Annotated in this window: 25 protein-coding genes; 13 read left to right on the forward strand and 12 right to left on the reverse strand. The window is 64.1% G+C overall.

Annotated features, from left to right (window positions below; translation table 11 throughout):
* Positions 1-33 precede the first annotated feature (33 nt).
* On the forward strand, positions 34-807 hold the full coding sequence (locus tag AOP73_RS11800; RefSeq protein WP_084626677.1) for a DUF4145 domain-containing protein: 774 nt from the start codon (positions 34-36) through the stop codon (positions 805-807).
* Positions 808-1,133: 326 nt separating this feature from the next.
* Here AOP73_RS11800 and AOP73_RS08250 read toward each other — a convergent pair whose 3' ends face one another.
* From AOP73_RS08250 to AOP73_RS08265, 4 genes are read right to left on the reverse strand one after another with little or no spacing between them, the layout of a single operon-like run.
* Positions 1,134-1,541: a YkvA family protein gene (locus AOP73_RS08250; protein ID WP_061964602.1), complete on the reverse strand. Its 408-nt coding sequence runs from the start codon at positions 1,539-1,541 to the stop codon at positions 1,134-1,136.
* 57 nt (positions 1,542-1,598) lie between these two features.
* Positions 1,599-2,219, reverse strand: coding sequence for a sugar O-acetyltransferase (locus AOP73_RS08255; RefSeq protein ID WP_236683535.1), 621 nt, complete (start codon positions 2,217-2,219; stop codon positions 1,599-1,601).
* Positions 2,216-3,259, reverse strand: a complete 1,044-nt coding sequence (locus AOP73_RS08260; RefSeq protein ID WP_061964604.1) for a hemolysin family protein — start codon at positions 3,257-3,259, stop codon at positions 2,216-2,218. The genes AOP73_RS08255 and AOP73_RS08260 overlap by 4 nt, the downstream gene beginning before the upstream one ends.
* A complete protein-coding gene (locus tag AOP73_RS08265; protein ID WP_061964606.1) occupies positions 3,252-4,616 on the reverse strand; it encodes a hemolysin family protein in 1,365 nt (454 codons plus the stop codon). Before AOP73_RS08265 ends, AOP73_RS08260 begins: the two co-directional genes overlap by 8 nt.
* 201 nt (positions 4,617-4,817) lie before the next feature.
* Between AOP73_RS08265 and AOP73_RS08270 the strand changes: the two genes are divergently transcribed.
* From AOP73_RS08270 to AOP73_RS08305, 8 genes are all read left to right on the forward strand, one after another.
* The gene (locus tag AOP73_RS08270) at positions 4,818-5,762 is read left to right on the forward strand and encodes a hypothetical protein (RefSeq protein WP_061964608.1); all 945 of its coding nucleotides are present in this window, start codon (positions 4,818-4,820) and stop codon (positions 5,760-5,762) included.
* Between the two features lie 9 nt (positions 5,763-5,771).
* Positions 5,772-6,194 carry an ACT domain-containing protein gene (locus AOP73_RS08275; protein WP_061964610.1) on the forward strand — a complete coding sequence of 141 codons (423 nt, stop codon included), beginning with the start codon at positions 5,772-5,774 and terminating at the stop codon, positions 6,192-6,194.
* 433 nt (positions 6,195-6,627) lie between these two features.
* Positions 6,628-8,646, forward strand: coding sequence for a putative bifunctional diguanylate cyclase/phosphodiesterase (locus tag AOP73_RS08280; RefSeq protein ID WP_160295457.1), 2,019 nt, complete (start codon positions 6,628-6,630; stop codon positions 8,644-8,646).
* A gap of 32 nt (positions 8,647-8,678) precedes the next feature.
* Complete coding sequence (locus AOP73_RS08285; protein WP_152650583.1) at positions 8,679-9,212, forward strand: DUF5317 domain-containing protein; 534 nt, start codon at positions 8,679-8,681, stop codon at positions 9,210-9,212.
* Between the two features lie 31 nt (positions 9,213-9,243).
* The gene (locus tag AOP73_RS08290; protein WP_061964615.1) at positions 9,244-10,353 is read left to right on the forward strand and encodes an Rv2578c family radical SAM protein; all 1,110 of its coding nucleotides are present in this window, start codon (positions 9,244-9,246) and stop codon (positions 10,351-10,353) included.
* 131 nt (positions 10,354-10,484) lie between these two features.
* Positions 10,485-11,270 carry a hypothetical protein gene (locus tag AOP73_RS08295; protein ID WP_152650584.1) on the forward strand — a complete coding sequence of 262 codons (786 nt, stop codon included), beginning with the start codon at positions 10,485-10,487 and terminating at the stop codon, positions 11,268-11,270.
* A 60-nt stretch (positions 11,271-11,330) separates the two neighbouring features.
* Positions 11,331-12,203 (forward strand): phosphodiester glycosidase family protein, encoded by an 873-nt coding sequence (locus AOP73_RS08300; protein ID WP_061964619.1) that lies wholly within the window; start codon positions 11,331-11,333, stop codon positions 12,201-12,203.
* Positions 12,200-12,661, forward strand: coding sequence for a hypothetical protein (locus AOP73_RS08305; RefSeq protein WP_061964621.1), 462 nt, complete (start codon positions 12,200-12,202; stop codon positions 12,659-12,661). Before AOP73_RS08300 ends, AOP73_RS08305 begins: the two co-directional genes overlap by 4 nt.
* Positions 12,662-12,679: 18 nt before the next feature.
* Here AOP73_RS08305 and gnd read toward each other — a convergent pair whose 3' ends face one another.
* Together gnd and zwf are read right to left on the reverse strand one after the other, a co-directional pair.
* Positions 12,680-13,723, reverse strand: coding sequence for a phosphogluconate dehydrogenase (NAD(+)-dependent, decarboxylating) (gene gnd, locus AOP73_RS08310; protein WP_236683536.1), 1,044 nt, complete (start codon positions 13,721-13,723; stop codon positions 12,680-12,682).
* A gap of 49 nt (positions 13,724-13,772) precedes the next feature.
* Complete coding sequence (gene zwf / locus AOP73_RS08315; protein ID WP_061964623.1) at positions 13,773-15,185, reverse strand: glucose-6-phosphate dehydrogenase; 1,413 nt, start codon at positions 15,183-15,185, stop codon at positions 13,773-13,775.
* A gap of 126 nt (positions 15,186-15,311) precedes the next feature.
* On the opposite strand from zwf, the gene AOP73_RS08320 reads away from it, so the two are divergent.
* Together AOP73_RS08320 and AOP73_RS08325 are read left to right on the forward strand one after the other, a co-directional pair.
* Positions 15,312-15,629 (forward strand): YidH family protein, encoded by a 318-nt coding sequence (locus AOP73_RS08320; protein ID WP_061964625.1) that lies wholly within the window; start codon positions 15,312-15,314, stop codon positions 15,627-15,629.
* Entirely contained in the window at positions 15,626-15,970 is a 345-nt protein-coding gene (locus tag AOP73_RS08325) for a DUF202 domain-containing protein (protein WP_061964627.1), read from the forward strand. The genes AOP73_RS08320 and AOP73_RS08325 overlap by 4 nt, the downstream gene beginning before the upstream one ends.
* A gap of 9 nt (positions 15,971-15,979) precedes the next feature.
* On the opposite strand, the gene AOP73_RS08330 is transcribed toward AOP73_RS08325, so the two are convergent.
* On the reverse strand, positions 15,980-16,876 hold the full coding sequence (locus AOP73_RS08330; RefSeq protein ID WP_061964629.1) for an SDR family oxidoreductase: 897 nt from the start codon (positions 16,874-16,876) through the stop codon (positions 15,980-15,982).
* 192 nt (positions 16,877-17,068) lie between these two features.
* Here AOP73_RS08330 and AOP73_RS11905 point away from each other — a divergent pair, with 192 nt between their 5' ends.
* Entirely contained in the window at positions 17,069-17,242 is a 174-nt protein-coding gene (locus AOP73_RS11905; protein WP_201774498.1) for a hypothetical protein, read from the forward strand.
* A gap of 53 nt (positions 17,243-17,295) precedes the next feature.
* Positions 17,296-18,408 carry a transaldolase gene (gene tal / locus AOP73_RS08335; RefSeq protein WP_061964631.1) on the forward strand — a complete coding sequence of 371 codons (1,113 nt, stop codon included), beginning with the start codon at positions 17,296-17,298 and terminating at the stop codon, positions 18,406-18,408.
* A gap of 51 nt (positions 18,409-18,459) precedes the next feature.
* Here the strand turns inward: tal and AOP73_RS08340 are convergent, their stop codons facing one another.
* The 5 genes from AOP73_RS08340 to AOP73_RS08360 all read right to left on the reverse strand — a co-directional run bounded on the left by AOP73_RS08340 (position 18,460) and on the right by AOP73_RS08360 (position 24,954).
* Entirely contained in the window at positions 18,460-19,698 is a 1,239-nt protein-coding gene (locus tag AOP73_RS08340) for a sugar ABC transporter permease (RefSeq protein WP_061964633.1), read from the reverse strand.
* A complete protein-coding gene (locus AOP73_RS08345; protein ID WP_061964635.1) occupies positions 19,695-20,498 on the reverse strand; it encodes an ATP-binding cassette domain-containing protein in 804 nt (267 codons plus the stop codon). Before AOP73_RS08345 ends, AOP73_RS08340 begins: the two co-directional genes overlap by 4 nt.
* 10 nt (positions 20,499-20,508) lie before the next feature.
* Positions 20,509-21,549: a substrate-binding domain-containing protein gene (locus tag AOP73_RS08350; protein WP_061964636.1), complete on the reverse strand. Its 1,041-nt coding sequence runs from the start codon at positions 21,547-21,549 to the stop codon at positions 20,509-20,511.
* 80 nt (positions 21,550-21,629) lie between these two features.
* On the reverse strand, positions 21,630-22,859 hold the full coding sequence (locus tag AOP73_RS08355; RefSeq protein ID WP_061964638.1) for an ROK family transcriptional regulator: 1,230 nt from the start codon (positions 22,857-22,859) through the stop codon (positions 21,630-21,632).
* An 88-nt stretch (positions 22,860-22,947) separates the two neighbouring features.
* Positions 22,948-24,954 carry a YhgE/Pip domain-containing protein gene (locus AOP73_RS08360; RefSeq protein WP_061964986.1) on the reverse strand — a complete coding sequence of 669 codons (2,007 nt, stop codon included), beginning with the start codon at positions 24,952-24,954 and terminating at the stop codon, positions 22,948-22,950.
* Between the last annotated feature and the right edge of the window lie 17 nt (positions 24,955-24,971).

Consider the following 24,971-nt stretch of genomic DNA (forward strand, 5'->3'; position numbering starts at 1 on the left):
GTCCTCGCCTCACTGTCCCCTAGGCTGGGGACCATGAACCAGATGTCGATCAGTCCGTCCCTATATGGAGATCGTTTCAACTGCCCGTGCTGCGGTGCCTTCAGTCATCAGGTTTGGGGTGACTTGCAGATCGACGCGAAATATTCAAACGGGCAACGAGGCTTTCTTTCGAGGTCTTTTGGTTTCTCGGACGTAGCGGGTGCGTTTACGGTACAGGGCACTGCCGTTCATTTGGATGGTGACTCGGTCGAGCCAACTTGGCGCTACTCAATTTGCTCATCCTGTTCGGAGAGCACTGTGTGGCGGGGACCAGTGATTGTGTACCCGGAAGACTTGACCACTCCGGAAGCGCACCCTTCGATGCCCCTGCAAGCCCGCGAACTCTACGAAGAAGCGCGTGCCACCTTCCCGGTTTCACGTCGCGCGGCAGCGGCGCTGGCGCGTGCGTGCCTTGAATCGCTATTGCGCGATATTGAACCTGCCAATAAGTCCAAACGGCTCGACGAGATGCTCGCTTCCATGAAGACGCGACTGGGCGACGACCTCTGGCAGTTGCTTACGGCGCTACGAGTGGTCGGCAACGACGTGTTACATGGTGACCGCGATGATCTTGTGCTGCTCCTACTCGACGGCGAAGCGGACGTATTGATCGAACCATTGTTCGGAGCGATAAACACGATTGTCGATAAGGAGATCGCCCAGCCTGCGCGAACTCAAGCGCTCTACGACCTCATTCCTCAGGCGAAGCGGCAAGCGGCAGAGGCGAAGGCAATCAAGGCGGACTCAGCACCTCTGAGTGAAGAGTGATGCGCGCACTTCACTTGAAGTAGCAACATAACTCGGAAGAGATTTTCACTCGGTCCACCCACGCTAAGGCGCACACGAACTACCAACTCACGCAGTGACGAACTCGGATTCCTGGGCTGCTTTTGCCCTTCGGGGCACCGCGCCGCAAGGCGGAGCCGGGCGCGCTGCCCGAGGCAATCAGCCCATGGACCCTGAACACGCGCTCGCCTGGCAGATTGCGGACAGGGGGATGCGTTAGCGAGTCATACCCAATGGAGCGCTGCTGTGCACCTAGTTCGCGAAATTGTCATGGCTCGGTTTCTCGATACCCTCGGTACAAGTTGGAGCTACTTCAATCCACCGGTCAGACGCTGAAGTGCGATCAGGCCATCGGCACTGCCGGGCCAGTGACGGGTCACTGCGGCAGCACCCGCGTGGCGCACCGTTGACCGGAGCACCAACACCACAATGATCGCGTCGTCGGCCCAACCCAGGATGGGAATGAAATCGGGCACCAGGTCTATGGGTGAAAGCAGGTAGCCGAGCAGTAGCCACAGCCGCGCGCGGACTCCCCGCGGCAGTGTGATGTCAGCTGCGAGGCGTCGCACGAGCCGCACGACGTCCGGCAGAAGCCGCATGATGTCTCGCAACGTCATGTCGTCGGGCCGCTTCAGCCACAAGATGATGACTAGCGCGACCCACACAATAATGAGGCCAATGACGGCGCTGAGCAGCGACCATGCCCAGTCATTCACTCGTGATCACGTCATCTCCTCGTTAGTGGAACGTGGTCGTGCGAGACGAATGCATCGCTAGTCCTCGCGCAGCACCCTTGCTGGGTTGCCACCCACCACCACACCAGGCGGTACGTCCTTGGTGACCACGGAACCGGCTCCCACAATGGAGCCGCGCCCAACGGTCACGCCTGGACAGATCACCACCGAGCCGCCCAGCCATACATCGTCCTCAATGGTGATGGGCAGGCCGATCTCCCAGCCCGCTCGTCGCAGGTCGAGATCCACGGGGTGGTTGGGGGTGTAGAGGCGGGCATCGGGGCCGATCAGCACGTTGTCTCCGATGGTCACCATGCCACCACCCAGCACCATGAAGTCCGTGTTGATGAAGACATTGCTGCCGAAGCGCACGCGTTCCTGGTACTCGATTGAGAACGGCGGACGGAAGTCCAGGCCGGGACCGCACTCATCGAGAAGGTCGGTGAGCAACTGCGTCGCTTGGACGGGGTCCGCCGGGTAGAGGTCGTTGATGGCCCGGCACGTGCCCTTGGTGATACGTTGCGCGTCGGCGAGTTCCGGGCCCGCGCGGTACTTGAACCACTCGCCGGCCAGCATCTTCTCGCGGTCGCTGCGGGTGGGATCCTCCACCGGATCAGTGCGGCCCGCGGACTTGCCGTCAGGCCTGGGCACCGTGGTCACGACGCGATCGCCTGCCCCGCGTCCACGACCTCACCCACCAGGCGCTCCACGACGTCCTCGAGCATGGCGGCGCCCACAATCTGGTCGCCGTCGGTCACCAACGCGATGTGCGTGCCCTGTGCCTGCATGGACGACAACGCCGAATCCAGACGCTCATCGGCGGAAATCGTCACTAGTGGCCGCACGGCATCGGCGGGTAGTGACTTGGTGGCGCCGCCCCGGGGGACGGATACGAAGTCCTTGAGGTGAACGTAGCCCACGAGGGTTCCGTCCTTGTCCTCCAGCGGGAAGCGTGAGAACCCAGTCTTGACGCACAGGCGTTGAGCCTGCTGAGGCGTGGCACCCACGGGCAAAGTGACCAAATCCTCGCGGGTCACCATGACATCGCGCACCGTCTCAAAACCCAGCGTGAGCGATCCGCTCAGCACGCGATGCTCCGCCTCATCCAGGAGTCCCTCGGCCCGGGATTGAGCGATGAGCCCACCCACCTCATCGGCATCAAAGGTGGACGCTACCTCGTCTTGCGGGGTGACGCGCAGCACGCGCAACACCACGTTCGCGATGGCGTTGAGCAGCCAGATCACCGGCTTCAACACAGTGACAATTAAGTACAACGGCGGACCCAGAATGAGAGCAGTGCGTTCGGGTCCCGCGATGGCGAGGTTCTTGGGCACCATCTCGCCGAGCACCATGTGCAGGAACACCACGAGGGCCAGGGCGATCGTGAAGGCCACGCCGTGCAGCCAGGCCCCGGACACTCCGATGGCCTCCAGCGGCACCTCGAGAAGGTGGGCGATGGCGGGTTCGGCAATGGCACCCAAGCCGAGGGAGCACATGGTGATGCCTAGCTGGGCACCCGCCATCATCATCGACACGTGTTCCATGCCGCGAATCGTGAGCCTAGCCGAGCGCGAACCGGCGGCGGCGCGGGGCTCAATCTGGGTACGCCGGGCCGAGATCAGGGCGAACTCGGCGCCCACGAAGAAGGCGTTACCGAGCAGCAGTGCAATGGCGATGGCGATCGCGGTGAAGTCACTCATCGTCATCCTCCTCTCGCTCGAGGACGTCCAGCATGACGCGGTCCACCCGGTGGCCATCGATGCGCGTGACCTTCAGCGTGACGGTTACTGGCCGCGCCAAACCATCGGAGTCGCGGTCGGTCTCGTCGCGGACTTCAAGCTCAATCAGGTCGCCCCGCACGGGAAAGCGCTCCAGGTGCTCCGTGAGCAGTCCGCCCAGGGTGTCAGACTCGTCCGCCTCGGGCATCTCCAACCCAGCGATCTCGCCGGCCTCGTCGGGCCGCAAGAGCCCCGACAGCGACCATCGGCGAGGCCCGATCTTGCGGTGACGGCTCACCGGCAGGTCCTGTTCGTCCTCGATTTCTCCCACGATCTCCTCGACCAGATCCTCGAGGGTGATGACGCCATCCGTACCGCCGTACTCGTCGACGACGACGGCCATCTGCACGCCCGCGCGCAGTTGTTCGAGCACCGCGTTCAGCGGCATCGAGGATGGGACGGCGGCGATGGGCATCATGATGTCCGACATGCGCGTGGAGTTGCGCGAGCGGGCGGGAACCGACAGGGCGCGCTTGAAGTGAGCCACGCCCACAATGTCATCGACGTCTTCGCCGCGGATAGGAAAGCGGGCGTGCCCGGTCTCCGAGGCGAGGCGAAGTAAATCGGTGACCGTGTCGTCGGCATCGACAAAATGCAGGCGGGGTCGGGGTGTCATCGCGTCCGATGCGGTGCGTTCCCGCAGTTCTGCCGCCCGGGAAAGCCGCTGTGCGACGTGGGGTTCGAGGGTGCCACGTTCGCCCGATCGCGCTGCTAGGGATTCGAGCTCTTGAACCGAACGCGCCGAGGCCAGTTCCTCGCGCGGCTCAACCCCGAGGGCCCGAACAATGCCATTCGCTGAGCCGTTGAGCACGCGAAGAAGAGGCTGGGCCACCCAGGTGAAGCCGCGCTGGAAGCCTGCCACGAAGCGACCCGCCCGCATCGGCTCGGCAATGGCCCAGTTCTTGGGGACCAACTCGCCGAACACCATCTGAGTCACGGTGGCGATGATGAACGCGCACGCGAGCGACACCGCTAGGGCGGAGCCCTCGGGGACGCCCAGCGCGGCGATGGGCCCCTCCAATAGCGTCGCGATGGACGGCTCGGCAATGAAACCCACCAGCAGTGAGGTGACGGTGATGCCCAGCTGGGCTCCGGAGAGCTCTGTCGAGAGCTTCTTCAGGCCGGCCTGCAACGACGCGGCCCGGGAGTCGCCTTCGCTGGCACGCTTGTCCACCGATGCGCGGTCCACCGTGATGAACGCAAACTCGGCGGTCACGAACAAGGCGTTGGCCGCAATGAGAGCCAAGGTCAGGATCAACAGAAGCCAGGCGGCGGTCATGCGGCGGCCTCACGTAGTAGCGGTGATGAAGGACGGGGGAGCGTGAGGCAGTCGGAGTTCGGACCGCTCCCACGCTGGAGACTATGAGCGTCGGGCATGTGACCACTTTAGGCGAAGCAGCGCTGTGAGCAGACTCGTGGACGCCGCGCGCCAAGGGAGCGGGCATCGGGAGGCGAATGAAGTTGTGGGTAGCCTTTCCTCATGACTGAGCCCATCGCCGACGAACCATTCGTCCTCAACGCAGGGCGCACGGGACCCTTTGTGCTGATCGAGCGCAAGCACGTGCCCTGGTACGGAGCGCTCATCGTGGGCTCGGCGTTACTCGCATGGCCCATAGCGAGCACCTGGCAACCCCTCGGGTTCGTCGGCACGCTCACGTTCATCACCGTCCTACTGGCGGTCGTCGTCGCCGGCTACTACCGCACCAAGGCGTACCTCGACTGGCGAGCGAGCGAGGTCTACTTCACCGCAGCGCCCGATGCGCTCACGGGCTGGCACGGGACGGCCCAGTCCCGTCACGCGGTAGCGACCTTCGCGACAGGGGAGACCCTTGCCGTCGCCTCGGACACTCGCACCGCACTTCCGCGTCTGGTGGTCACCGCCGCCGGCGAGAGCCTGGTCCTCGGCCCGCTGTGGGGTATCTACCCCCAGGAGTACGAGCGCTGGCGGAGCTGGGTCGAGTCTCATGGCTGGACCGTTAACGACACCTACATCGAGGATCCAAACTCCAAGCGTGCCCGCCCACTACGCGTCGCCGATGACTGGGTTGAGTTCTCCCCACAGGACGACGCCGCACAGTTTGTGTTTGGCATTCCCCTGGGGCCGGACCTGGCAAGCGTGCGCGCTGGGGGCCGGGAGAACTGGCTTCCCGCCAAGAACCCCAAGCACGTGGGCGCGTTTACCTCCACGCTTCCGGGTGCACAGGTGACCTCGGTGGCCGTATGCATCGGCGATGTGCCACCAGAGGTGACGGTGTCGGAATTCGGAGGCGTCGCATCGGCCGCTGAAATCCGTCAGGGAGGTGTCATCGCCGATCTGGACTTCGCGGAGGATGTGGACGCTGTGGCCGTCTCGCACACCGCCGATGGCCGGGTTGAGTTGCGCTTTCGCCGCGCCTCTGGCGATTCCACGGGTCGCGATCGATAGTGTGGCGACATGTCAGGTGAAGTTGATCTGCGCGTGCTACTCGCGACCATGCATCCGCGGCTGGACCCCTCCGTCTACGTCTGGGTAAGCGTCGGCTCGGCCACCGCGGATAGGGAAGTTGTCGCTCACGCAGTCGTGACTGTTCGTGAGGACGAGGGGCTGACCATGGTCGTCGAACGCTCCGTCGCCGATGCGCACGGCCTGGCATACGAGTTTCCGAGCGCGAGGATCACGCTCGAGGCTCACTCGGCGCTCGAGGCCGTGGGCCTGACCGCGGCCTTCGCCGCGGCGCTCGGCGAGGTCGGCATCAGCGCGAACGTCGTCGCGGGATATCACCATGACCACATCTTTGTGCCGCTTGACAGAGCCGACGATGCGATGACGGCACTTCGAGAGCTGTCAACGGCATCGGCGGAGGGGCACCGCACCTGATTAAGGGGCTGACTTGCGACGGAGCGAGCTTCCCGGATGGTGAGCATTTGCCTTAAACGAGGGAGTTTTGGTTGATTTCACAACTCCGACACCTCGTTGCGGGGCACTCCGATGGTGGTAAACCGCCGCTATGTGGGGCATTATGAAAGCGAGCCTCCAACCGGAGGCTCGTATTACCCCGGGGGCAATGACCGGCCAATGAAGTCCTTTAGTGTCCTGGCGCTCTCAGCGCGTCTGGATGGGCTCGATCTTCGTCTCCATTCCTCTATATCAAGGAGAGCAAGATGAACAAGTGGACCATCTTTCAGAACAGCAAGGTAGTGCGCGTGACCGCAAGTGCGGGCACCATCGTGGCTGTTGCAGCAATCGTCGGCGCTGGGTGGAAGTGGAGTTGATTCCACCTAGGAACACGGGCGGTGCCAGGAAGAAATTCTTGGCACCGCCCGTGCTCCTTGCTGCCTACTTGGCGGCAATCTGTACGCTCGGGTTTGTTGCATTAATTTATGTTCTGACGTCCACGCAGTGGACCGCGATCGCCGATGAACTTTTGTGGTGGCCCGTGATGTTCCTCGCGGTCGCGGCAATTGCGGGCGAGGTTAAGCCGCTTGTGGTGACGTCGCGTTCAGAAGAACGAACACTCTCCACGTCTGCACCATTCGTGCTGGCGCTGATCGTGGTTGCTGGCGTCGGGGTCGCAATTGTGGTCCAGATCATCGCGAGCCTGTCTGACGATGTTCTCCACCGCCGACAGCTGAAGAAGTCGCTTTTCAATACCGCGCAGTACGCATTGAGCGTGCTCAGCGGTGCGGCCACTTATTCGTGGCTGGCAGGAGTCCCTATTTTCGGGTCGCCGTTGGGCGTCGAGCCTGGTGACATCCTCCCGCTCATGGTCGGCGGCATCGTGATGGTCGCGGTGAACTGGGTCCTGGTTGCGGTCGTCGTGACACTGGCGTCGGGGCAGACGCTGTGGACCGTGTTGCGCGGCGATTTCCGCGAGTTTCTTGTCACCAACGCGGTCCTCCTTTGCGTCGGAGGAATCGCGGCGATCGTGACCGGAGATGGAGTCGGCGCGCTTGTGTTGCTCGCTGCGCCAGTTCTCGCGGCGCACCTCTTCGCCGCAGCGTCCGCAAGGCACGCTCACGACGCTACTCACGACGCGCTGACGGGTCTAGGCAATCGTGGCCAGGCCAACTACGAGCTTGGCGGGGCTCTCCAAAACGCGCGCCAGTCGGATTCCGACGGGCCGGGTTTTGTATTCCTCGACCTCGACCACTTTAAGGACTTTAACGACGCCTTGGGTCACCCCGTGGGCGACAGGATTCTGTGCAAAGTCGCAGAACGACTCGTCGATGCCGCCCCAGAGAACTCCTCCGTGCACCGCCTCGGCGGCGACGAATTCGCTGTGGTGGTTCGTGGTGGCGTTGACGAATCAGAGCAGGTAGCGCGCGACCTTGTTGCCTCGCTTGACGCCCCTATCAAGGTCGATGACCTGGAGCTGCTCGTCCGCGTAAGCGCCGGAGTAGCGGCGGCGCCCATGCATGGCACCGATGTCGAGACGCTCATGAAGAACTCCGACATCGCCCTGTACCGCGCCAAGGTGGAGCGCGACCAGATCAGCGTGTACTCGCCCGAATTTGACGTGAACAGCGCAGAACGACTGCAGCTCCTCGTTGACCTCCGCACGGCCCTGGATTCGCGCCAGCTCGAGGTCGTCTACCAGCCTCAATTCAACCTCGCTGATCGCCGCATGGTGGGAGTCGAGGCCCTGGTGAGGTGGAACCATCCCACACGCGGCACGGTGTACCCAGATGAGTTCATTCCCCTGGCCGAGAGCTCGGGACTCATCTTCCCGCTGACCGCCTTTGTCCTCGACGAAGCCTTGGGCCAGCTGGCTCGGTGGCGTGCCTCCGGCCACTTCCTCCGGATGGCGGTCAACCTTTCCGCCCGCCACCTCTCCGACTTGGCGCTCCCGGACAGGGTTGCCGAAGTCGCCGAGCGGCACGGAGTCTCGTTGGGGTCCTTGGTCCTCGAAGTGACGGAGACGGGAATCCTGTCGGATCCTGTCCGTGCCGACCTCGTGATCCGCGCTTTGCGCGAGCGAGGGGTCGCAATTGCGATCGACGACTACGGCACAGGCAATGCCTCGCTCAGTTACCTCAAACGCCTGGAGATCGACGAGCTCAAGGTCGACCGTTCCTTCGTCAGCAACATTGGCGACGATCACCAGGACCTCGTGATCGTGCGCTCGACAATTGCGCTGGCGCTAGCGCTCGGGCTGCGAGTCGTAGCGGAGGGCATCGAGGACGAGTCCACCGCGGTCGCCTTGCAGGAACTGGGCCGGGTGGTCGGCCAGGGATATCACTTGGGCCGCCCCACGACGCCGGATGTCATTGAAGCCGTGCTCGACGCAGAGCGCCAGGCGTCCGCCTCGCACAAGACTGCGGGGTACTGATAGTGCTCGTCGTCGCTCTCTGCGCGATCGCCGTGGCCTCACCACTGGTGGCGTTGCGCTGGCCCGCGGGCCTACTGATGCATCGGTGGCGCTGGCCGCTGTTGATTTGGGCCGTGCTGGCATTCCAGGTGGTGGTGCTCGAGGTGTCGATGCCCACGGGTCTCGCGGCAGTTCTCCACGTCCTGACGTACGTGGCCGCCGTCGGCTTTCTCTGGATGAACCGTCGCGTGGCCGGTGTCTGGATCGTCGCTGCGGGAGCGACGCTCAACGGGATCGTCATCGCGCTGAACGGCGGAACGTTGCCAGCCAGCGCATCGGCCGTCGCCTCAGCCGGGCTCGACCCAGACGATGCCTTCGCAAATTCTGGAGTGGTCGACAATCCCGTCCTGCCGTGGCTTGGCGACGTCTTTGCCTGGCCGGCGCCCATGCCGCTTGCCAACACGTTTAGCGTGGGGGACATGCTGATTGTGGCAGGGGTGTTTGTCGCAGCGTGGACTGGGACACGTCGCCTCGGCCAGGGCAGTGGCGCAACAACGGACCAGGCCGACACGCCTCACCACGCTTGACCGCGCATCGAACACATGTTCGAATGTGTGTATGCGTTGGCAGACACAGGAACTTACGGCAGAACAAGCCGATGCGCTGCCCGGATTGGCCAAACTGTCCAACCTGGTGCGGTCGGTGCAGACGCCCGGCTTCGAGGGCGTGACGTTCCACGAGGTCGTCGCCAAATCTGCACTGAACAAAGTGGGCGCTGGTAGCGCGGTTCCGTTCACGTGGACCATCAACCCGTACCGCGGATGCAGCCATGCGTGCGTGTACTGCTTCGCCCGCACCAGTCACAAGTACCTGGAGTTGGATGCTGGGCAGGACTTCGACAGTCAGGTCATCGTCAAGGTCAACGTCGCAGACGTTCTCCAGCGTGAACTGGCGCGCACGTCCTGGAACCGCGAGCCCGTGGCGTTGGGAACCAACACCGACCCGTACCAACGCGCTGAAGGCAAGTACAAGCTCATGCCTGGCATTATTGCCGCGCTCGCGGACTCGGGAACGCCCTTCAGCATCCTGACCAAGGGCACGCTGCTACGCCGTGACCTGCCGTTGCTGACGGAGGCCGCCACGACCGTCGACGTGGATGTTGCGATGTCGATTGCGATTTTCGACGACGATCTGCAGAGGTCCGTGGAGCCCGGAACGCCCTCCACTGCGGCACGGCTGGCCACCGTCAAGGCGGCACGCGACGCTGGCCTCAACGTCTCGGTCTTCATGATGCCGGTGTTGCCGTTTCTCACTGATAGTGAGGAGCATCTGGATGGCGCGCTCGCGCGGATCAAGGCAGCCGGGGCGACTTCGGTGACCTACAGTGGGCTCCACCTGCGCCCAGGCGTGAAGGAGTGGTACGCGCAGTGGTTGGGGCGCGAGCGTCCCGAGGTGCTGCCGCGTTATCGCGAGATGTATGGCGATGACTCGTATGCCCCCAAGGAGTATCGGCGTTGGCTTGCGGCACGCATCAAGCCGCTGATCGCCAAGCACGGGCTGGAGCGGGCAGAGACCGATGCGAACACCGGGGGAGCGGCATCATCTGCTCCTCGTAGGGCAGAGTTTCGCGACGCGAACGGCGAGCTCCCGGCCCGCGCGTCCGGCGCCCGCGGTGCGGCGGCCTCGAATAACCTCGCCGAGCGCGAGCTTGCCGCGACGCTGTTCTAGCCGGGCCCAGGAGCGGTGCTCGTGAGCGCCTGACGCGCGCCTGTGGATAACTCTGGGGTCCGTTCTGTCAACCTCCCTATGCTGGCTCACGAAAGCACCGAATGACCAACGACGATCGTGAGGAAGAACCCATGCCCGACAACGTCCCACCGCCGATGCCGCCGTCCGCCAAGCAGTCGATGGATCCAGAAGCAGTTCCCCCACAAGCACCCACGGCGCTCAGTCGCCGCAGGTTCAGTGTTGTCGCCATCGTGCTGTTCGCGGTTTCAGTCGTGATTCTGCTCACCGTCGCTATTGCAGTCTCGCTCGGCTTCGCGCGGTCTGGCTCGCAGGAGTCCGAGGGGACAGCCGCGGCACCGAATCAACCGACCGAGGACCTCGAGACGGAAGTCGACACGGGAGTCGACGGTAAGGCGGCGCCCGTACCGATGGCCGACCCTGTGGAGGTATCAGGCACGAACGTGACGCTGATCAACGGTGTGGTGTCCTCGCAGTGCTTCGACTATCAAGTCCCGACCTACGGTGAGCACGAACTGAACCCGGCTTCCAGCGCGTGCACCTCGTCTATTCGTCTCGCTGGCGGCGACTCCCTTTCCGAGATCAACGTCAACGCACAGGTCAACACCGGATCCCTTGACGAGCTGGCAGCGGACGTCAATGAATTTCTGGTCGGCTCAGGTCAGGAGGCAAATGCCCGCATCGACACGGTGGCAGGACGAGAGTGGGTGGTCGCCGATGCCGTTGATGGCTACGGTTTGCCGATGGCCATTTATGAGACTGATATCACGGACGCTGGCCTCGTCTACGAAGGTGATCCCCTCACCTCAATCTTCGTCTCGGGACACAATGGAGATCCCGCGGTAGCCGACGAACTGCTCGACCTGGTGGAGTCCATAGACATTGCAGGTCTCGACTGATGGCCCTCGCGGGGAGGGTGGGGTGCGGGTGAGCACCTCGCCGTCCGGCACACTTGAGTCATGAACTTCCTCGTCTCGCCTCGACTCGTGGTCGGAGTGGTGCTGGGGGCAGGCGTATTGGTGTCGTCCGGGTGTAGTACGGGCGATCCCACGCCGCCGCCGGCTGTGGGACCGACGGTCAGCACCTCCCCAGTGCCGTCCGCGGAGGCGACGGGCGAGGCAACCGCCCCCACGCCATCGGCCAGTCAGGTCGAGTCCTCCGTCGACGCGCGAGTCATCGATCATGCGAACAATCGCTACTTGGTGGTGACGTTGCCGCTCGATGAGTGGGACGTTCGGGTCGACTGGAACCCCGAGGACGAGGGCACGATGCTGCGCGACGTCGTCGCACAAGATTCCACGGTGGCGGTCGCCACCAACGGTGGAATTTTCACCGACCAGTTGGTGCCCGGGGGTCTACTGGTCAGCGACGGTGAGGAACAGGTGAGTCTCAACCTCAACGACGGTGGCGGTAACTTTCACCTCATGCCCAACGGGGTGTTCGCGGTGATGGTCGACGGCACTGCAGCCGTCGTGAACTCCGTGGACTACGAGCCGACCGGTGTCGAGTTTGCCACCCAGTCGGGGCCCGCCTTGCTACTCGACGGCGAGGTGCACCCCGAGTTCAATGAAGGCTCCACGAATGTGGCGTTCCGGTCGGGCGTGGGCGTCAGCCCAGGGGGCGACACGGTGTACCTGGCAATGTCCTGGAGCCTGACCAACTTCCATGACTTCGCGACGCTCTTTCGGGACGAACTGGGTGTCGACGACGCGCTCTACCTGGACGGCGACATCTCTCGGCTGTGGGTCGACCAGATGGAAGAACCCGGTCCACTCGCGGGCCCCTACGCCGGTGTCATCACCGCGCGCCTGCATGACAAACTGAAGTCATGAGCAACACCTACACGGCGACCCAGTACAGCTACGAGCAGCCGATCGTCTCGGTCGTGGTGCCGCTCACGCTGGTGAGCCTGGTCATCGTGTTCATCGCGACGGGGGACGCGACGGCATACCTGTGGACGATGGCGCTGAGCCTCCTGCTGGTCGTGGCGCTGTTCTTCATGCCGCTCAAGATCGAGGTCACGGCGCAGCAGATCCGCGTGCGGCTCGCGTGGGTGTTTCATCGCGACATTAACTTGGCCGATGTCGTCACGGTGCAGCAGCGCGAATATCACGCGCTGCGGCAATTTGGTGGCTGGGGATGGCGCTTTGGGCGCGATGGAAGCCGTGCCTACTCGATCAAGGGCAACGACGCCGCCGTGCTGACGTTGCGCGACGGCACTGAGATCTACCTGGGTGCCCGCGACACGCACGCACTCGCGCAGGCCATCGGCGAGCGCGTACCGGCCTGAAGGGCCGTCACCCACACGCTAGCCGGCGGGCGCGTTCTTCTCGTCGTGACCACCAAAGCCCTTGCGCATTGCGCTGAGGATCTTGTCGGCAAAGTCTTCCTGGAGTTGAGACTCGAAGCGCGAATACAGCGCCGTGGTGAGTACGGGCGTGGGCACGCCCTCATCGATGGCCGCGATGGACGTCCACCGGCCCTCGCCGGAATCTGACACGCGTCCTCCAAACTCCTGAAGGTCGGGCGACTCGTTCAGCGCCTCTGCGGTGAGGTCCAGGAGCCAGGACGAGATCACGCTGCCGCGCCGCCACACCTCGGCCACCTGCGCCGTGTCGATGTCGTACTGGTAGAACTCAGGATTCGCGAGTGGTGCCGTCTCAGCATCGGCCGATGCGCCGGCCAGACCCGCATTCGCCTTGCGTAGAACGTGGATTCCCTCTGCATAGGCGGCCATCAGGCCGTATTCGATGCCGTTGTGCACCATCTTGACGAAGTGCCCGGCACCGTTCGGGCCGCAGTGGAGGTAGCCATGCTCGGCATTGGTGGGGATCTCTGGTCCGCCAGGGGTGCGGGGGGCCGAGTCCAGACCAGGAGCGATGGTCTCGAAGATGGGGTTCAGGCGGTTGACCACCTCGGGCTCGCCGCCGATCATCAGGCAGAAGCCACGCTCCAGGCCCCAGACGCCGCCGGAGGTGCCCACGTCCACGTGGTGGATGCCCTTTGCCTTGAGCATCGCCGCGTGGGCGAGGTCGTCACGGTAGTAGCTGTTCCCGCCATCGATCACGGTGTCGCCAGGCTCCAGGACTGCCGCCAGACTCTCCGTGACCTTCTGAGTGATGGTGCCGGCCGGCACCATGATCCACACGGTGCGGGGCGCCTCGAGCTTCTCGATAAAGTCCGACAGCTCGGGGGCGCCCACGGCGCCCTCACTCACCAACTCGGCAATGGCATCGGCGCTCACGTCGTTGACCACCATGTGGTGGCCGTCACGCATGAGGCGGCGTGAGAGGCCGGCTCCCATACGCCCAAGTCCCACCATTCCTAATTGCATCGGGGTGTCTGTCGCCATCGTGGTGCCTTTCGCTTGTGTCGTGCTGCCTGGGGTGAAGTGAGGGTGACTATTCGTGACCGTGGAGGGCCTGAGGGTTGTGCCAATGCGTGTGCTCCGCGATGAGGGCATCGGCTTGGAGTGGCCCCCAGGACCCCTGCTCGTACGGAATGCACTTGGGGCGGTCGGTCAGGATGTCGTCCACGACCTCCCAGGCGGCCTCGACGGACTCCTCACGGGTGAAGAGCGCGCCGTCGCCGTTCATGGCATCAGTCAGCAAGCGCTCGTACGGTGAACGCTCCTCAGGACTCTCGGTGTGCAGCACGAGCTCCTCGGGTTCGCCCACGAACTCCTCGCCGGGTGTCTTGACTCGCGCCGAGATCGCGATCTCAGAGACGGGGGACAGGCGGAAACGCACATAGTTGCCGCGCTGCAGTGTGTCGAGAGCGTCGTCGAACAGTGACTGCGGCGGGTGCTTGAACTCGACCACCACCTCACCGGCGGTGCGCGCGAGGCCCTTTCCGGTTCGCAGGTAGAACGGAACGCCCGCCCAGCGCCACGAGTCGATCCACAGCCGCACGGCCGCGTACGTCTCGACGTCGGAGTCCGGCGCGACGCCGGGTTCATCTCGGTATCCCACGAACTGACCGCGAACGATGTCGTCCCGGGTGAGCTTGCGCATGGCCTTGAACACGTCGACCTTGGCCGACTGGACCGCGCCATACCCCTGGTACGGAGGCGCGTCCATGGCGAGTAGCGCGACGATCTGGAAGAGGTGGTTTTCGATTACGTCGCGCAGAGCGCCGGCGGATTCGTAGAAACTGCCGCGACCTTGGACTCCAAAGTCCTCGGCAACCGTGATCTGCACGCTCGCGATATGGTCGCGATTCCACAGCGGCTCGAACATTGCGTTCGCAAACCGGAAGTAGAGCAGGTTCATGATCTCCTCCTTGCCCAGGAAGTGATCAATACGGAAGACCGAGTCCTCGGGGAAGGCGTCCGAGATCACCGCGTCGAGTTCGAGGGCAGAGGTAAGGTCGCGACCGAAGGGCTTCTCCACCACCACGCGAGCGTTCTCGTTGAGGCCCTGCTTCTTCAGACCCCCCACCACGGTTCCAAATAAGGTGGGCGGAATCGCGAGATAGTGCGTCGCGTGAGTAGTGTCTCCAAGTGCTTCACGGAGTTGCTCAAACGTGGAGTCTTCGTTGTAGTCACCGTCGACGTAGCGCAGCAGGCCGAGGAGCGTGTCCATCGCGCCCTGGTCGTCGATGCCATCGCCGGACGCGGAGACGGCGTCGTGGGCCCGCTTCTTGAGGTCGTCTAGACCCCAGTCGGAATGTGCAACGCCGATGATCGGCACCGTCAGATTCCCGTGCTTCACCATCTGATACAGCGACGGAAAGATCATCTTGCGAGCAAGGTCGCCGGTGGCGCCAAAGAAGACAAATGCGTTGGAGGTCTTGTGGTGGACGGGGCGGGCCATGGCACTCCTAGGTTGTGACGATGCGTGCATCTCTCACCCTAGTCATCTAGCCGTATCGATGCAGGTAGCGCTCCCACGCAAGCGGCGCGAGAATAGCCTGATAGCGCGGGGTCAAAGGAGAAAACAATGCCCGATGCACAAGTGTCATTGGCCAATGAACGCACCTTCTTGTCATGGGTGCGCACGTCACTTGCTCTTGAGGTCACCGGTGTCGCCATCGTGGCGTTCGATCTCCCGATCTCGCGTGGTTGGCAGATCGCCTCGGGGCTCATGTTCGCGGCCCTTGGCATCGCCGCTGCGGTGCAGGCGTGGCTGGGATGGCGGGCCACCGATCGGGCCCTGCAGCGTGGAGCCGAAGTTCCAGCGCCATCGTCCGCCGTAGTCATGGTCATAGGAGTGGTGGCCGCCGTGCTGGTCCTGGGTGTGGGAGCACTTCTCGCATGAGCGCACGCGGTCGACAGCGCGCGGCGGAGGAGACGCTACTCGCCTGGCGCCGCACCGCCCTGCAGGTGGGTCTGGCGGCGGTCGTTGCTGCGCGTGGCTTGGCACAGCAATTTGGGGTGGGCGTAGTCGTGGTGGCGCTGGGTGCAGTTGCGCTGGCCGTGGTGGTGCACGCTTCTGCCAGCCGAGCGTATTCACGGGCCGCACATGCCGACGGTTCGGTCTCTCAGCGGGCGCTCTCCAGGTTGGAGTCTCCACACACCCGACTCACCCTGATTGCTGCCGGCAGTATTGCCGTTGGGCTCCTGTCGATGGGGTGGATGGTGGAGCAGTTGCTGCGCTGACGGTGTCCATCACGGCGTGGGCAGGCCGCCGTTCACGTTGAGGGTCTCGCCCACCACATAACTGGACTCTGGTGACGCCAGGAATACGTAGGCGGGAGCGAGTTCCACGGGCTGGCCCATCCGCCCCAATGCCGTGTTCTCGCCGAAGTGCTCAATCTTGTCCTGAGGCTGCCCGTCCGTAACCTGCAACACCGTCCAAATGGGTCCGGGTGCCACCGCGTTCACCCTGATGCCTCGCGGAGCGAGTTGCATTGCGAGCCCCTTGGTGAAGCCATTGATACCAGCCTTAGTGGTGGCGTAGTCCACCAGAATGGGGGATGGCTTGTACGCCTGGACTGACGTGGTGTTGATGACGGTTGAGCCCGGTTGCAAGTGGGGGAGTGCCGCGCGCGTGATCCAATGCATGGCGTAGAGGTTGGTCTTCATTGTCCGGTCGAACTGCTCGTCGTCAAGGTCCTCGAGATCTTCCGTGAATATCTGGTGGCCGGCATTGTTCACGACAATGTCCAAGCCGCCCAGCGCTTCGGCGGCCTGTGATACGAGCTCCGCGCAGAAGTCGCGCTCTCGGATATCGCCGGGGATGAGTTCGGCGATCCGTCCCTCCGCCCTGACGATGTCCGCGACGTGGTCGGCATCTACTTGCTCGCTAGGAAGATAGTTCAGCGCGACGTCGGCGCCCTCCCTCGCGAAGGCAATCGCGACCGCTGCGCCGATGCCCGAGTCGCCTCCCGTGATGAGAGCCTTGCGACCCGTGAGCCGCTCGGTTCCACGGTAGGACTCTTCTCCATGGTCGGGACTCGGATTGAGGCGCGCGTCCTGTCCGGGAACGCTCTGCTGCTGGCGTTGCGGTGTGATGTGCGAGAACCGCTTTGTAGGATCGGTGAGGGCGAGTTGATCGTCGGTCATGGTAGTTCCTTTCAGAGACACGGTGGACTCCCTCAGTATTTTCAGATTAGGGAGAGTCCCTGCAGGTTGCACGGCGAACTTCCCTTTTTTCGCCCTCTGCGGAAAGCGCCCCATTTGTGACCGTGCGTGCTAGACCTGAAGGGGTGCGAGCACGGCGCTCGCAGCGGCGAAAAGCGAGGAAGGGTTGTGGTTATGCCTGACAACAACAATTGGTCCGAGAAGCGCGAGCGTCAGTACGAGCACGTCAAAGAATCCGAGAAGGAAATGGGCAAGTCTGACGACAGGGCCGAGGAAATTGCTGCTCGCACTGTGAACAAGGAACGAGCCCGTAAGGGTGAGACCAAGGACGTCGTCGAGAACGACTGACGACGCGTTCTATCTCGCCATCAATCCCAATCATCACCGAGCATGGAGGACAAGTGTCCGAGCACTCTGCAGCACTGAAGCACCTATCGAAGGCCGGCGTATCCATCTGGCTTGACGACCTATCGCGCGAACGCCTGAACACTGGCTCGTTGGCCGCGGATGTCGCCGAGAATCACATCGTGGGCGTGACGTCGAACCCCAGCATCTTCGCCAAGTCCATCGGTGACCCGGACACGACGGACTATGACCGTCAGCTCGAGGACCTGCGCGAACGCGAGGTGACCGTAGGCGAGGCGGTACGCATGATGACCACCGCCGACGTCCGCGGGGCGTGCGATGTGTTGGGTGAGACCTACGAGCGCACCAGCGGCGTTGACGGCCGAGTGTCGATCGAGGTGAGCCCTTTCTACGCTCGCGACACCGCGAAGACCATCGCCGAGGCTCGCCAGCTGCACTGGCTGGTCGACCGACCCAACGTGCTGATCAAGATTCCCGCCACCAAGGAGGGCCTGCCGGCGATCCGCGCCGTGTTGGGCCAGGGCATCTCCGTCAACGTGACGCTCATCTTCTCCCCAGAGCGTTACAAGGAGGTCCTCGAGGCCTTCCTGCTTGGCCTGGAGGACGCGAAAGCCAACGGTCTCGACCTGTCGCTCATCGAGTCGGTTGCCTCGTTCTTCATTAGTCGCATCGACACCGAGGTGGACAATCGCCTGGGGGAGAACGGGCCGAACGCCGAGTTGCGCGGGACCGCGGGCATCGCCAGCGGCCGCCTAGCGTACGAGCACTTTGACGAGGTCATGGGCTCCGACCGCTGGAAGGCGCTCGCGGACGAAGGTGCGCACCCGCAGCGACTGCTCTGGGCATCCACGGGAGTCAAGAACCCGGACTATCCCGCCACCATGTACGTGGACGAGCTGGTGACCGAGGACGTCGTCAACACGATGCCCCAGGCCACGATCGATGCGGTTGCCGCCGCGGGCCAGGACCACTTCTCGGACACCATCAAGGGCACCTACGAGTCCGCTCACGCGGTCATGTCCGGGCTCGCCGATGCGGGAGTCGATATGGCGGAGGTCACGCAACTGCTCGAGGACCAGGGCGTCAAGAGCTTCGCGGACGCGTGGCAGGGTCTGCTCGACGGCGTCGAAGAGTCCCTCAAGGGCTAACTCACGTGTAGCGGTTCACGGTATTGCCCGAACCAAGGGAACCCTTGGGATCTAGGCGATACCGTGAACGGCGCGCGAGCGGCGCGAGATTGCGTCCACGATCACCGCAAGGAGCAGCACTGCGCCCGTGACCATGTATCGCACGGACGAGTCGAGGCTGAGCAACGTCAGGCCGCTCGAGATCGACATGATGACCACGATGCCGAGGAGCGCCGACCAGGCCGATCCGCGCCCGCCAAAGAGGCTGGTGCCGCCAATGACGGCCGCGGCGATGGCAGTCAGATTGACATCGCTGCCGCCGGAACTCTGATTCGCGGCAGCCAGGCGCGCTGCGGCGAGGATTCCTCCAAGAGCGGCGAAGGTGGTCGCCGCCATGAACACGGAGATGTAGACGCGATTGACACGGATTCCCGCGCGGCGGGCTGCCTCGACGTTGCCACCCACCGCGTACACCGAACGGCCCCACTTGGTGCGCGTCAGCATGTAGTTCGCGCACACCACGAGCATGACGAACAGCACGAACATCAGGCCAATCCCACGGTCCTTGTTCAGGTACCAGGAACCGAAACCCAGCAGGGCGAGCAGAGAAAGCGCACGGATCGCGGTCTCGGTGATGTGCATCGACCCGAGTCCCGCAGCGGCACGTCGGCGCTGTGCCCGGAACGTGACCCAGAAGTACAGGCCCGCAGCCGCGACGGCGGCAATGTAGGACACGACGTCGGGCAGGAACATCTGCTGCGCGAAGCGCACAATCCACGAGTCAAAGGGAAGGTTGATGGACCCGTCGTCGCCCAGCACCCACAATTGAAGACCGAGCACACCGAGCAAACCGGCAAGCGTGATGATGAACGTGGGGACACCGAAGCGCGTGTAGAGGAAGCCGTACACCGCACCAATCGCTGCGCCGGCAGTCAACGCGAGAAGGATCGACGCGACCACGGGCCAGTCCCATTGGACAAACGTCACCCCCAGAATCGCTGCGGCGAGGCCGCTGATTGATCCCACGGAGAGGTCGATCTGGCCGAGGAGCAGCACCAGCACGACGCCAATCGAGATGGTGCCGACCGCGGCGCACTGCAAAGCCAGGTTCACGAGGTTGGGGGCCGTGAGGAACGTGGGGTTGAGAATCTGAAAGACCACCCAGATGATGATCAGGCCGATGACCACCGGGGTCGATCCCAGATCGCCGTCGCTGAGGCGCTGCTTGAAGGCGCGCAGCGAGTCACCGATGCGCCGCTGCTTCGATGGTGCTGTCACGACGCGGTTGCTGCCGGTGGTGGGCGTCGTCATGGCTGCCGCCCTTCCGTCGAGGCCTGCGCGCGGCGACTGACGGCATTGTCGGTGGCACCGGTGATGGCGGCGATGATTTGCTCATAACTGACGTCTGGCACGCGGAACTCGCCATTGTTCTTGCCGAGTCGAAGCACCACCACGCGGTCGGCGACGGCTTGCACGTCGGCCATGTTGTGGCTGATGAGGACCACCCCGAGCCCGCTCTCTCGCAGGCGTTCGATCAGGTTGAGCACCTCCGCGGTCTGCGCTACTCCCAGAGCCGCAGTGGGCTCGTCTAGCACCACTACGGTCGGTTCTCCCACGAGCGAGCGTGCAATCGCCACTGTCTGACGCTGCCCACCGGACAACGAAGCGATGGGAGTGCGCACGGTGGGTAGCTTGGCGGAGAGTTGGCGCAGCAGAGCCCAGGCACGCTGCTCCATCTCGACCTCATCGAGGGCCATGTCACCCACCTCGCGTCCCAGGAATAGGTTCGCGACCACGTCGAGGTTGTCGCACAGCGCGAGGTCCTGAAAGACCGTGGCGATGCCGAGCTCGCGGGCATCAGCGGGGGAGTCAATCGTGACAGGTTCGCCCTGGTAGAGAATCTCTCCGGAGGTCGCGCGGTGATCCCCGGCCAGGACTTTCACGAGCGTGGTCTTGCCAGCCCCATTGTCGCCCACGACCGCCACGACCTCGCCAGCGTAGACATCAAAGTCCACGCCTTGGAGCGCCTTGACCGCGCCGAAGTTCTTGGTCACGCCGCGCAGCGAGAACAGCGGCACTTCCTCCACCACATGGAGATCTTCAATAGGCACGAGCGTCTCCCTATCCGATTCCAGCGTCGGCACACGCGGACGCGTACTCAGGGGTGCAGATTTGGTCGACGGTGTAGAAGCCGTCGGCAATCACGGTGTCCATGATGTTGCTCTTGGTGACGGCGACCGGGTCGAACAACGTCGTGCGAACTCCCTTGATGTCTTCACCCGCGCTCACCGCGCCATCAGCTAGCAACTCGAACGCCGCATCGGCGGCAGCCCGCGCCTGAGTGGGTATGGCCTTGTAGACGGTCATGTACTGATCTCCCGCAATGATGCGCTGGATGGCGGCGAGGTCGCCGTCCTGCCCGGTGACGGGCGGAAGCGGGTGAACCCCGGCGGCCTTTAACGCGGCAATCGCCCCGCCCGCGGTTCCGTCGTTCGCGGCGTAGACGCCCGCAATTCGGTCGCCGTGCTGAACTACTTGACCGGCGGCCCATTCCTGGGCCTTGTCCGGGCTCCAGTCGGGTGAGTCGTATTCCGCAATCACTGTCAGGTTTGACTCGTCGATCACAGAGTGGGCGCCGTCCTTGAAGTCCTGGGCGTTGGGGTCCGTGGGGGAGCCGTTGATCATGATGATGTCGCCGTGAGTGTCGCCGTTCGCGGCCATGCCATCCACCAGCGCGACGCCCTGCAATTCACCTACGGCCTCGCCGTTGAAGGACACGAAATAGGCGATGTCCGCCTCGGCAATCTCGCGGTCGTAGGCAATGACGGGCACGCCCCGAGCGTTGGCGGCGACGACAATGGACCTCGCCGCGGAGGAGTCCACCGCATCGAGGACGAGGACATCGATGTCCTGCGTGAGTGCAGACTCGGCCTGCTGTTGCTGCTTGGAGGCGTCGCCGTCGGCATTCGAGTAGATCAGCTCACAACTGGGGCAGACCTCCGCCAGGCGATCCTCGAACACTGGGTGGTCCACGGCCTCATAGCGGGTGGTCTTGGACTCCGGAAGCAGAAAGGCCACCCGGCCGCCGTCGCCGGAGTCGCTGTCCGTAGTACTCGGACTGCAACCGGATAGCGCGACCGCGGCGAGCCCGAGCGCCACCATGCGCGCCCCTGTTCCTCGGATGGCGCTGCCCAACGGAGTCCGGCGTGGGCGTGGTGCCCGCGGCGGTAAAGTCACTGGCGTCATGAAGCGACGGCCTTAGTGTGCGTGGTGTGGGCGCGCTGTGAGCTATCCGAAACTGCACCGTCGGTGAGCACGCTGAGTTGATCAATTGCGTAACTCACGGCGCCGAGAACCTCGGCGCGATTGCCCAACTGTCCCTGAATGACCTCGGGCGCGTTCTCCGGAGCGACCAGCAGCGACCGCTCGAGAGTGTGCCGCAGCGGGCCAAGCAGGATCTCGCCGGCGTTGGCAAGATCGCCGCTGACGACGACGCGCTCGGGATCCAGGATGTTGCAGAGGTCCGCAGTCGCCACGCCGATGCGGTGGCCTGCGTCGGCGATCGCGCGCACGAATCTGGCCTCACCGCCTACGGCACGGCTCACCACGTCCTGAAGTTTGAGGCCACGACGGTCGGAACGAAGCGGCTCGATAATGGCCGAGGCGCCCACGTACATTTCGAGGCATCCGCGCTTGCCGCAACGGCAGAGCGGTCCTTGCTCGTCGACGGTGACGTGGCCGAGTTCTCCGGCGATGCCGTGATTGCCTCGCCACACCTTGCCACCCAGCACGATGCCGGCGCCGATTCCCTCTGAGGCGTTGATATAGATCATGTCGCCACGGCGGCGGGCGGCCCCACGTCGGTACTCGGCGAGCGCGCCTAAGTTGCAGTTGTTGTCGACAAACACGCGACAGTTGAGGGCCTCGCCGAGCGACTCCGAGACATTGACACCGTCCCAGCCGCGCATGATGCCCGGGCGAGAGATCAGCCCCGTGCGCTTGTCGATGGGCGCCTCGATTGCGACACCCACAGCGAGCATTTCGCTCAGATCCGTGTCGAGCGACTCGAACATGTCCGCGAACATGCGCGCCAGGCGGCCAAGTTCGGCGTCTGCCCGGTGATCCTTGGCGAGCGGAAGGTGGTGCTCCGCGACCACCTGCTGAGCGACATCGGCTACCACCACACGAAGGTGCCGCTGGGCGATATGTACGCCGCCGACTAGGCCCAACTCGTGGGCGAGCGTGACGAACTGCGCGCGGCGACCGCTCCGCGTGGACTGAGTGGTGTTCAGGATGCCCTGCGCGGCGAGTTCCTTGACGATGTTGGACACCGATGCGGGGGACAGTCCCGTTGCGCCCACCAGTTCTACCTGCGTCAGTCCGCCGTGCAGTTTGACCGCGTCGACGATTCGCGCGCGGTTGGCCTCGCGCAACGACGTTTGTGAGCCCGGCGTTGGGCGGTTCGTGGTCACCCCGCAAGGTTACACGGGGCCACCCCACGCCCCGTGCTGGTTTCCGGCGAGGCGCCCCACCCGCGGCCGCGGGTGCGACGCGTGGACGCTAGCCGATCAGGCTGGGTTGCAGGTCGCGCAATGTGCGCTGGTGAGTCATGCGCACCACGCCGATCGCTGCGATCGCCAGTGACACGATCAGCCAGATGGCGAGCACGCCAGCGTCGCTCCATGCCGTGGTGGAACTGCCTCCGTACATCGTCTGCCGGATGCCGTCTACGGCAAAGCTCATGGGCAGGACGTGGTGCAGTGCGGCCAGTGGGCCGGGCAAGGTCTGCCAGGGGAACGTGCCGCCAGCCGTCACGAGTTGAAGCACCATCAGCACCAGGCCGAGGAACTGCCCCACGGAGCCCAGCCACACGTTGAGAGCCAGGATCATCGCCGCGAAGGTCAGTGAGGCCAGCGCCATCAGACCGTAGGTGGCGAGAGGGTTCGCGACGTCAAAGCCCAGCACCCCAGAGACGATGGCGAACAGGCCGATCATCTGTGCCGCGCCCAGCAGCCCCGGCGTGAGCCAACCGGCGGCCGTGATGCGCAAGGGCGAGTGCAGCGCGGTGATAGCGCGACGAGAGACCGGCTTAACGATCAGGAACAAGGCATAGATACCGATCCAGGCGGCCAGCGAAATAAAGAACGGAGCGAGCCCGGCGCCATAATTACCCGCGGTGGTCACCGTGGTGTTTTCCAGATCAACGGGGTTGGCGATGGTTTCCGCCTGGTCCGCACGAAGCTCCGGTGAGGAGTCAGGGATTTGCGTGACACCGTCGTCGAGCCCGTCTCGCAGTGACGCGGCACCGTCGTGAAGTTTCGCGATGCCGGCGGCCAGGTCAGAGGCTCCGTCGGCGGCGTCGGAGACTCCCGAAGACAGTGTGGAAGCGCCAGTGGCCGTCTCCGTGGCGCCATCCCGCAACGTGGCGCTGCCCACGGCGGCCTCGTCGGCGCCGTCCCTCAACGCAGCGCCGCCGTCGGCCGCCTGAGACGCTCCGTCGCGCAGTTCCCAGCTGCCCGCGGCGGCCTCTCGTGCGCCGGCGGCGAGCTGGTCAACCTGGCCGGCGAGGGCCTGGACCTTGGCGTTGCCGTCCTTGATCTTTGCGCCCAACGGGTCGATCGCGGCGAGCACGTTGTCGATCTGATCCTGGGTGAGGCCCTGAGCCGCGAGCTCGTCGGCGATTGCCTGGCGTGCCTGCGGTAGTTCGGCGACGGCTGCGTCGGCCTTAGCCGCAGCATCGTCCGCCTTGGTGGCGAGCAGAGTGTTGCCGTCGGCCACTTTCTGAATGCCGTCCGCGAGCGTGGAGGCCCCGTTCGACAACTTCTGGTTGGCCTCAGCGAGAGCTTTCGCGCCGTCCGCTAGGGCGTCGTTCGCGTCGGCGAGTGTCCTCGCCCCGGCGGCTAGATCGTCCGTGGCTCCCGCGAGCGTGGTCGCGCCGTCGGACAAGGTGGAGGTCCCCTCAGCGAGTTGCTGGGAGCCCGCCTCCGCGTCATCGCTGCCGTCGACCAATTGCGTAGCGCCGTCCGCGGCTTCCATGAGCTGACCGCGGATATCCGACAGGCCCAGCAGGAACTGGTTAGCGGCCTCTTCGTTGACCTTCTGCACGATCGATACTCGGATTGCCTCCGCTGCCTGCTCGCCGATGCTAGAAGCGAGGTATGCGTTTGTGTCGTTGGTGGTGAGGACCACCTGAGCCTGGTGGGGGTCGTCCGTCGACGCTGAGGCGAGCGAGGACGAGAAGTCGCTCGGGAAGGTCACTGAGAAGTCGTAGGTGGCACCGTCGACGCCGGTGGTGGCGTCCGCCGTGTCGACGATGTGCCAGTCGAAGCGACCATCGTCGACCAATTGCTGCGCGACCTCCTGGCCGTAGTCGCGCTCGGCGCCGTCGACGCTTGCGCCGGTGTCCTCGACCACGATCGCTGCGGGTACCTGATCCAGTCGCGCGTACGGGTCCTGATTGGCCCACAGGTACAGGCCGCCGTAGAGGATGGGCACGCACATGAGTGCAAAAAGGGCGATCACTGCCATAGGGCTGGAGGTCAGGCGCCGCACTTCTGCGGTCACCATCTGGGGGATCTTGACGT

The organism is Demequina aurantiaca (assembly GCF_000975135.1).
Classification (GTDB): Bacteria; Actinomycetota; Actinomycetes; order Actinomycetales; family Demequinaceae; genus Demequina; species Demequina aurantiaca.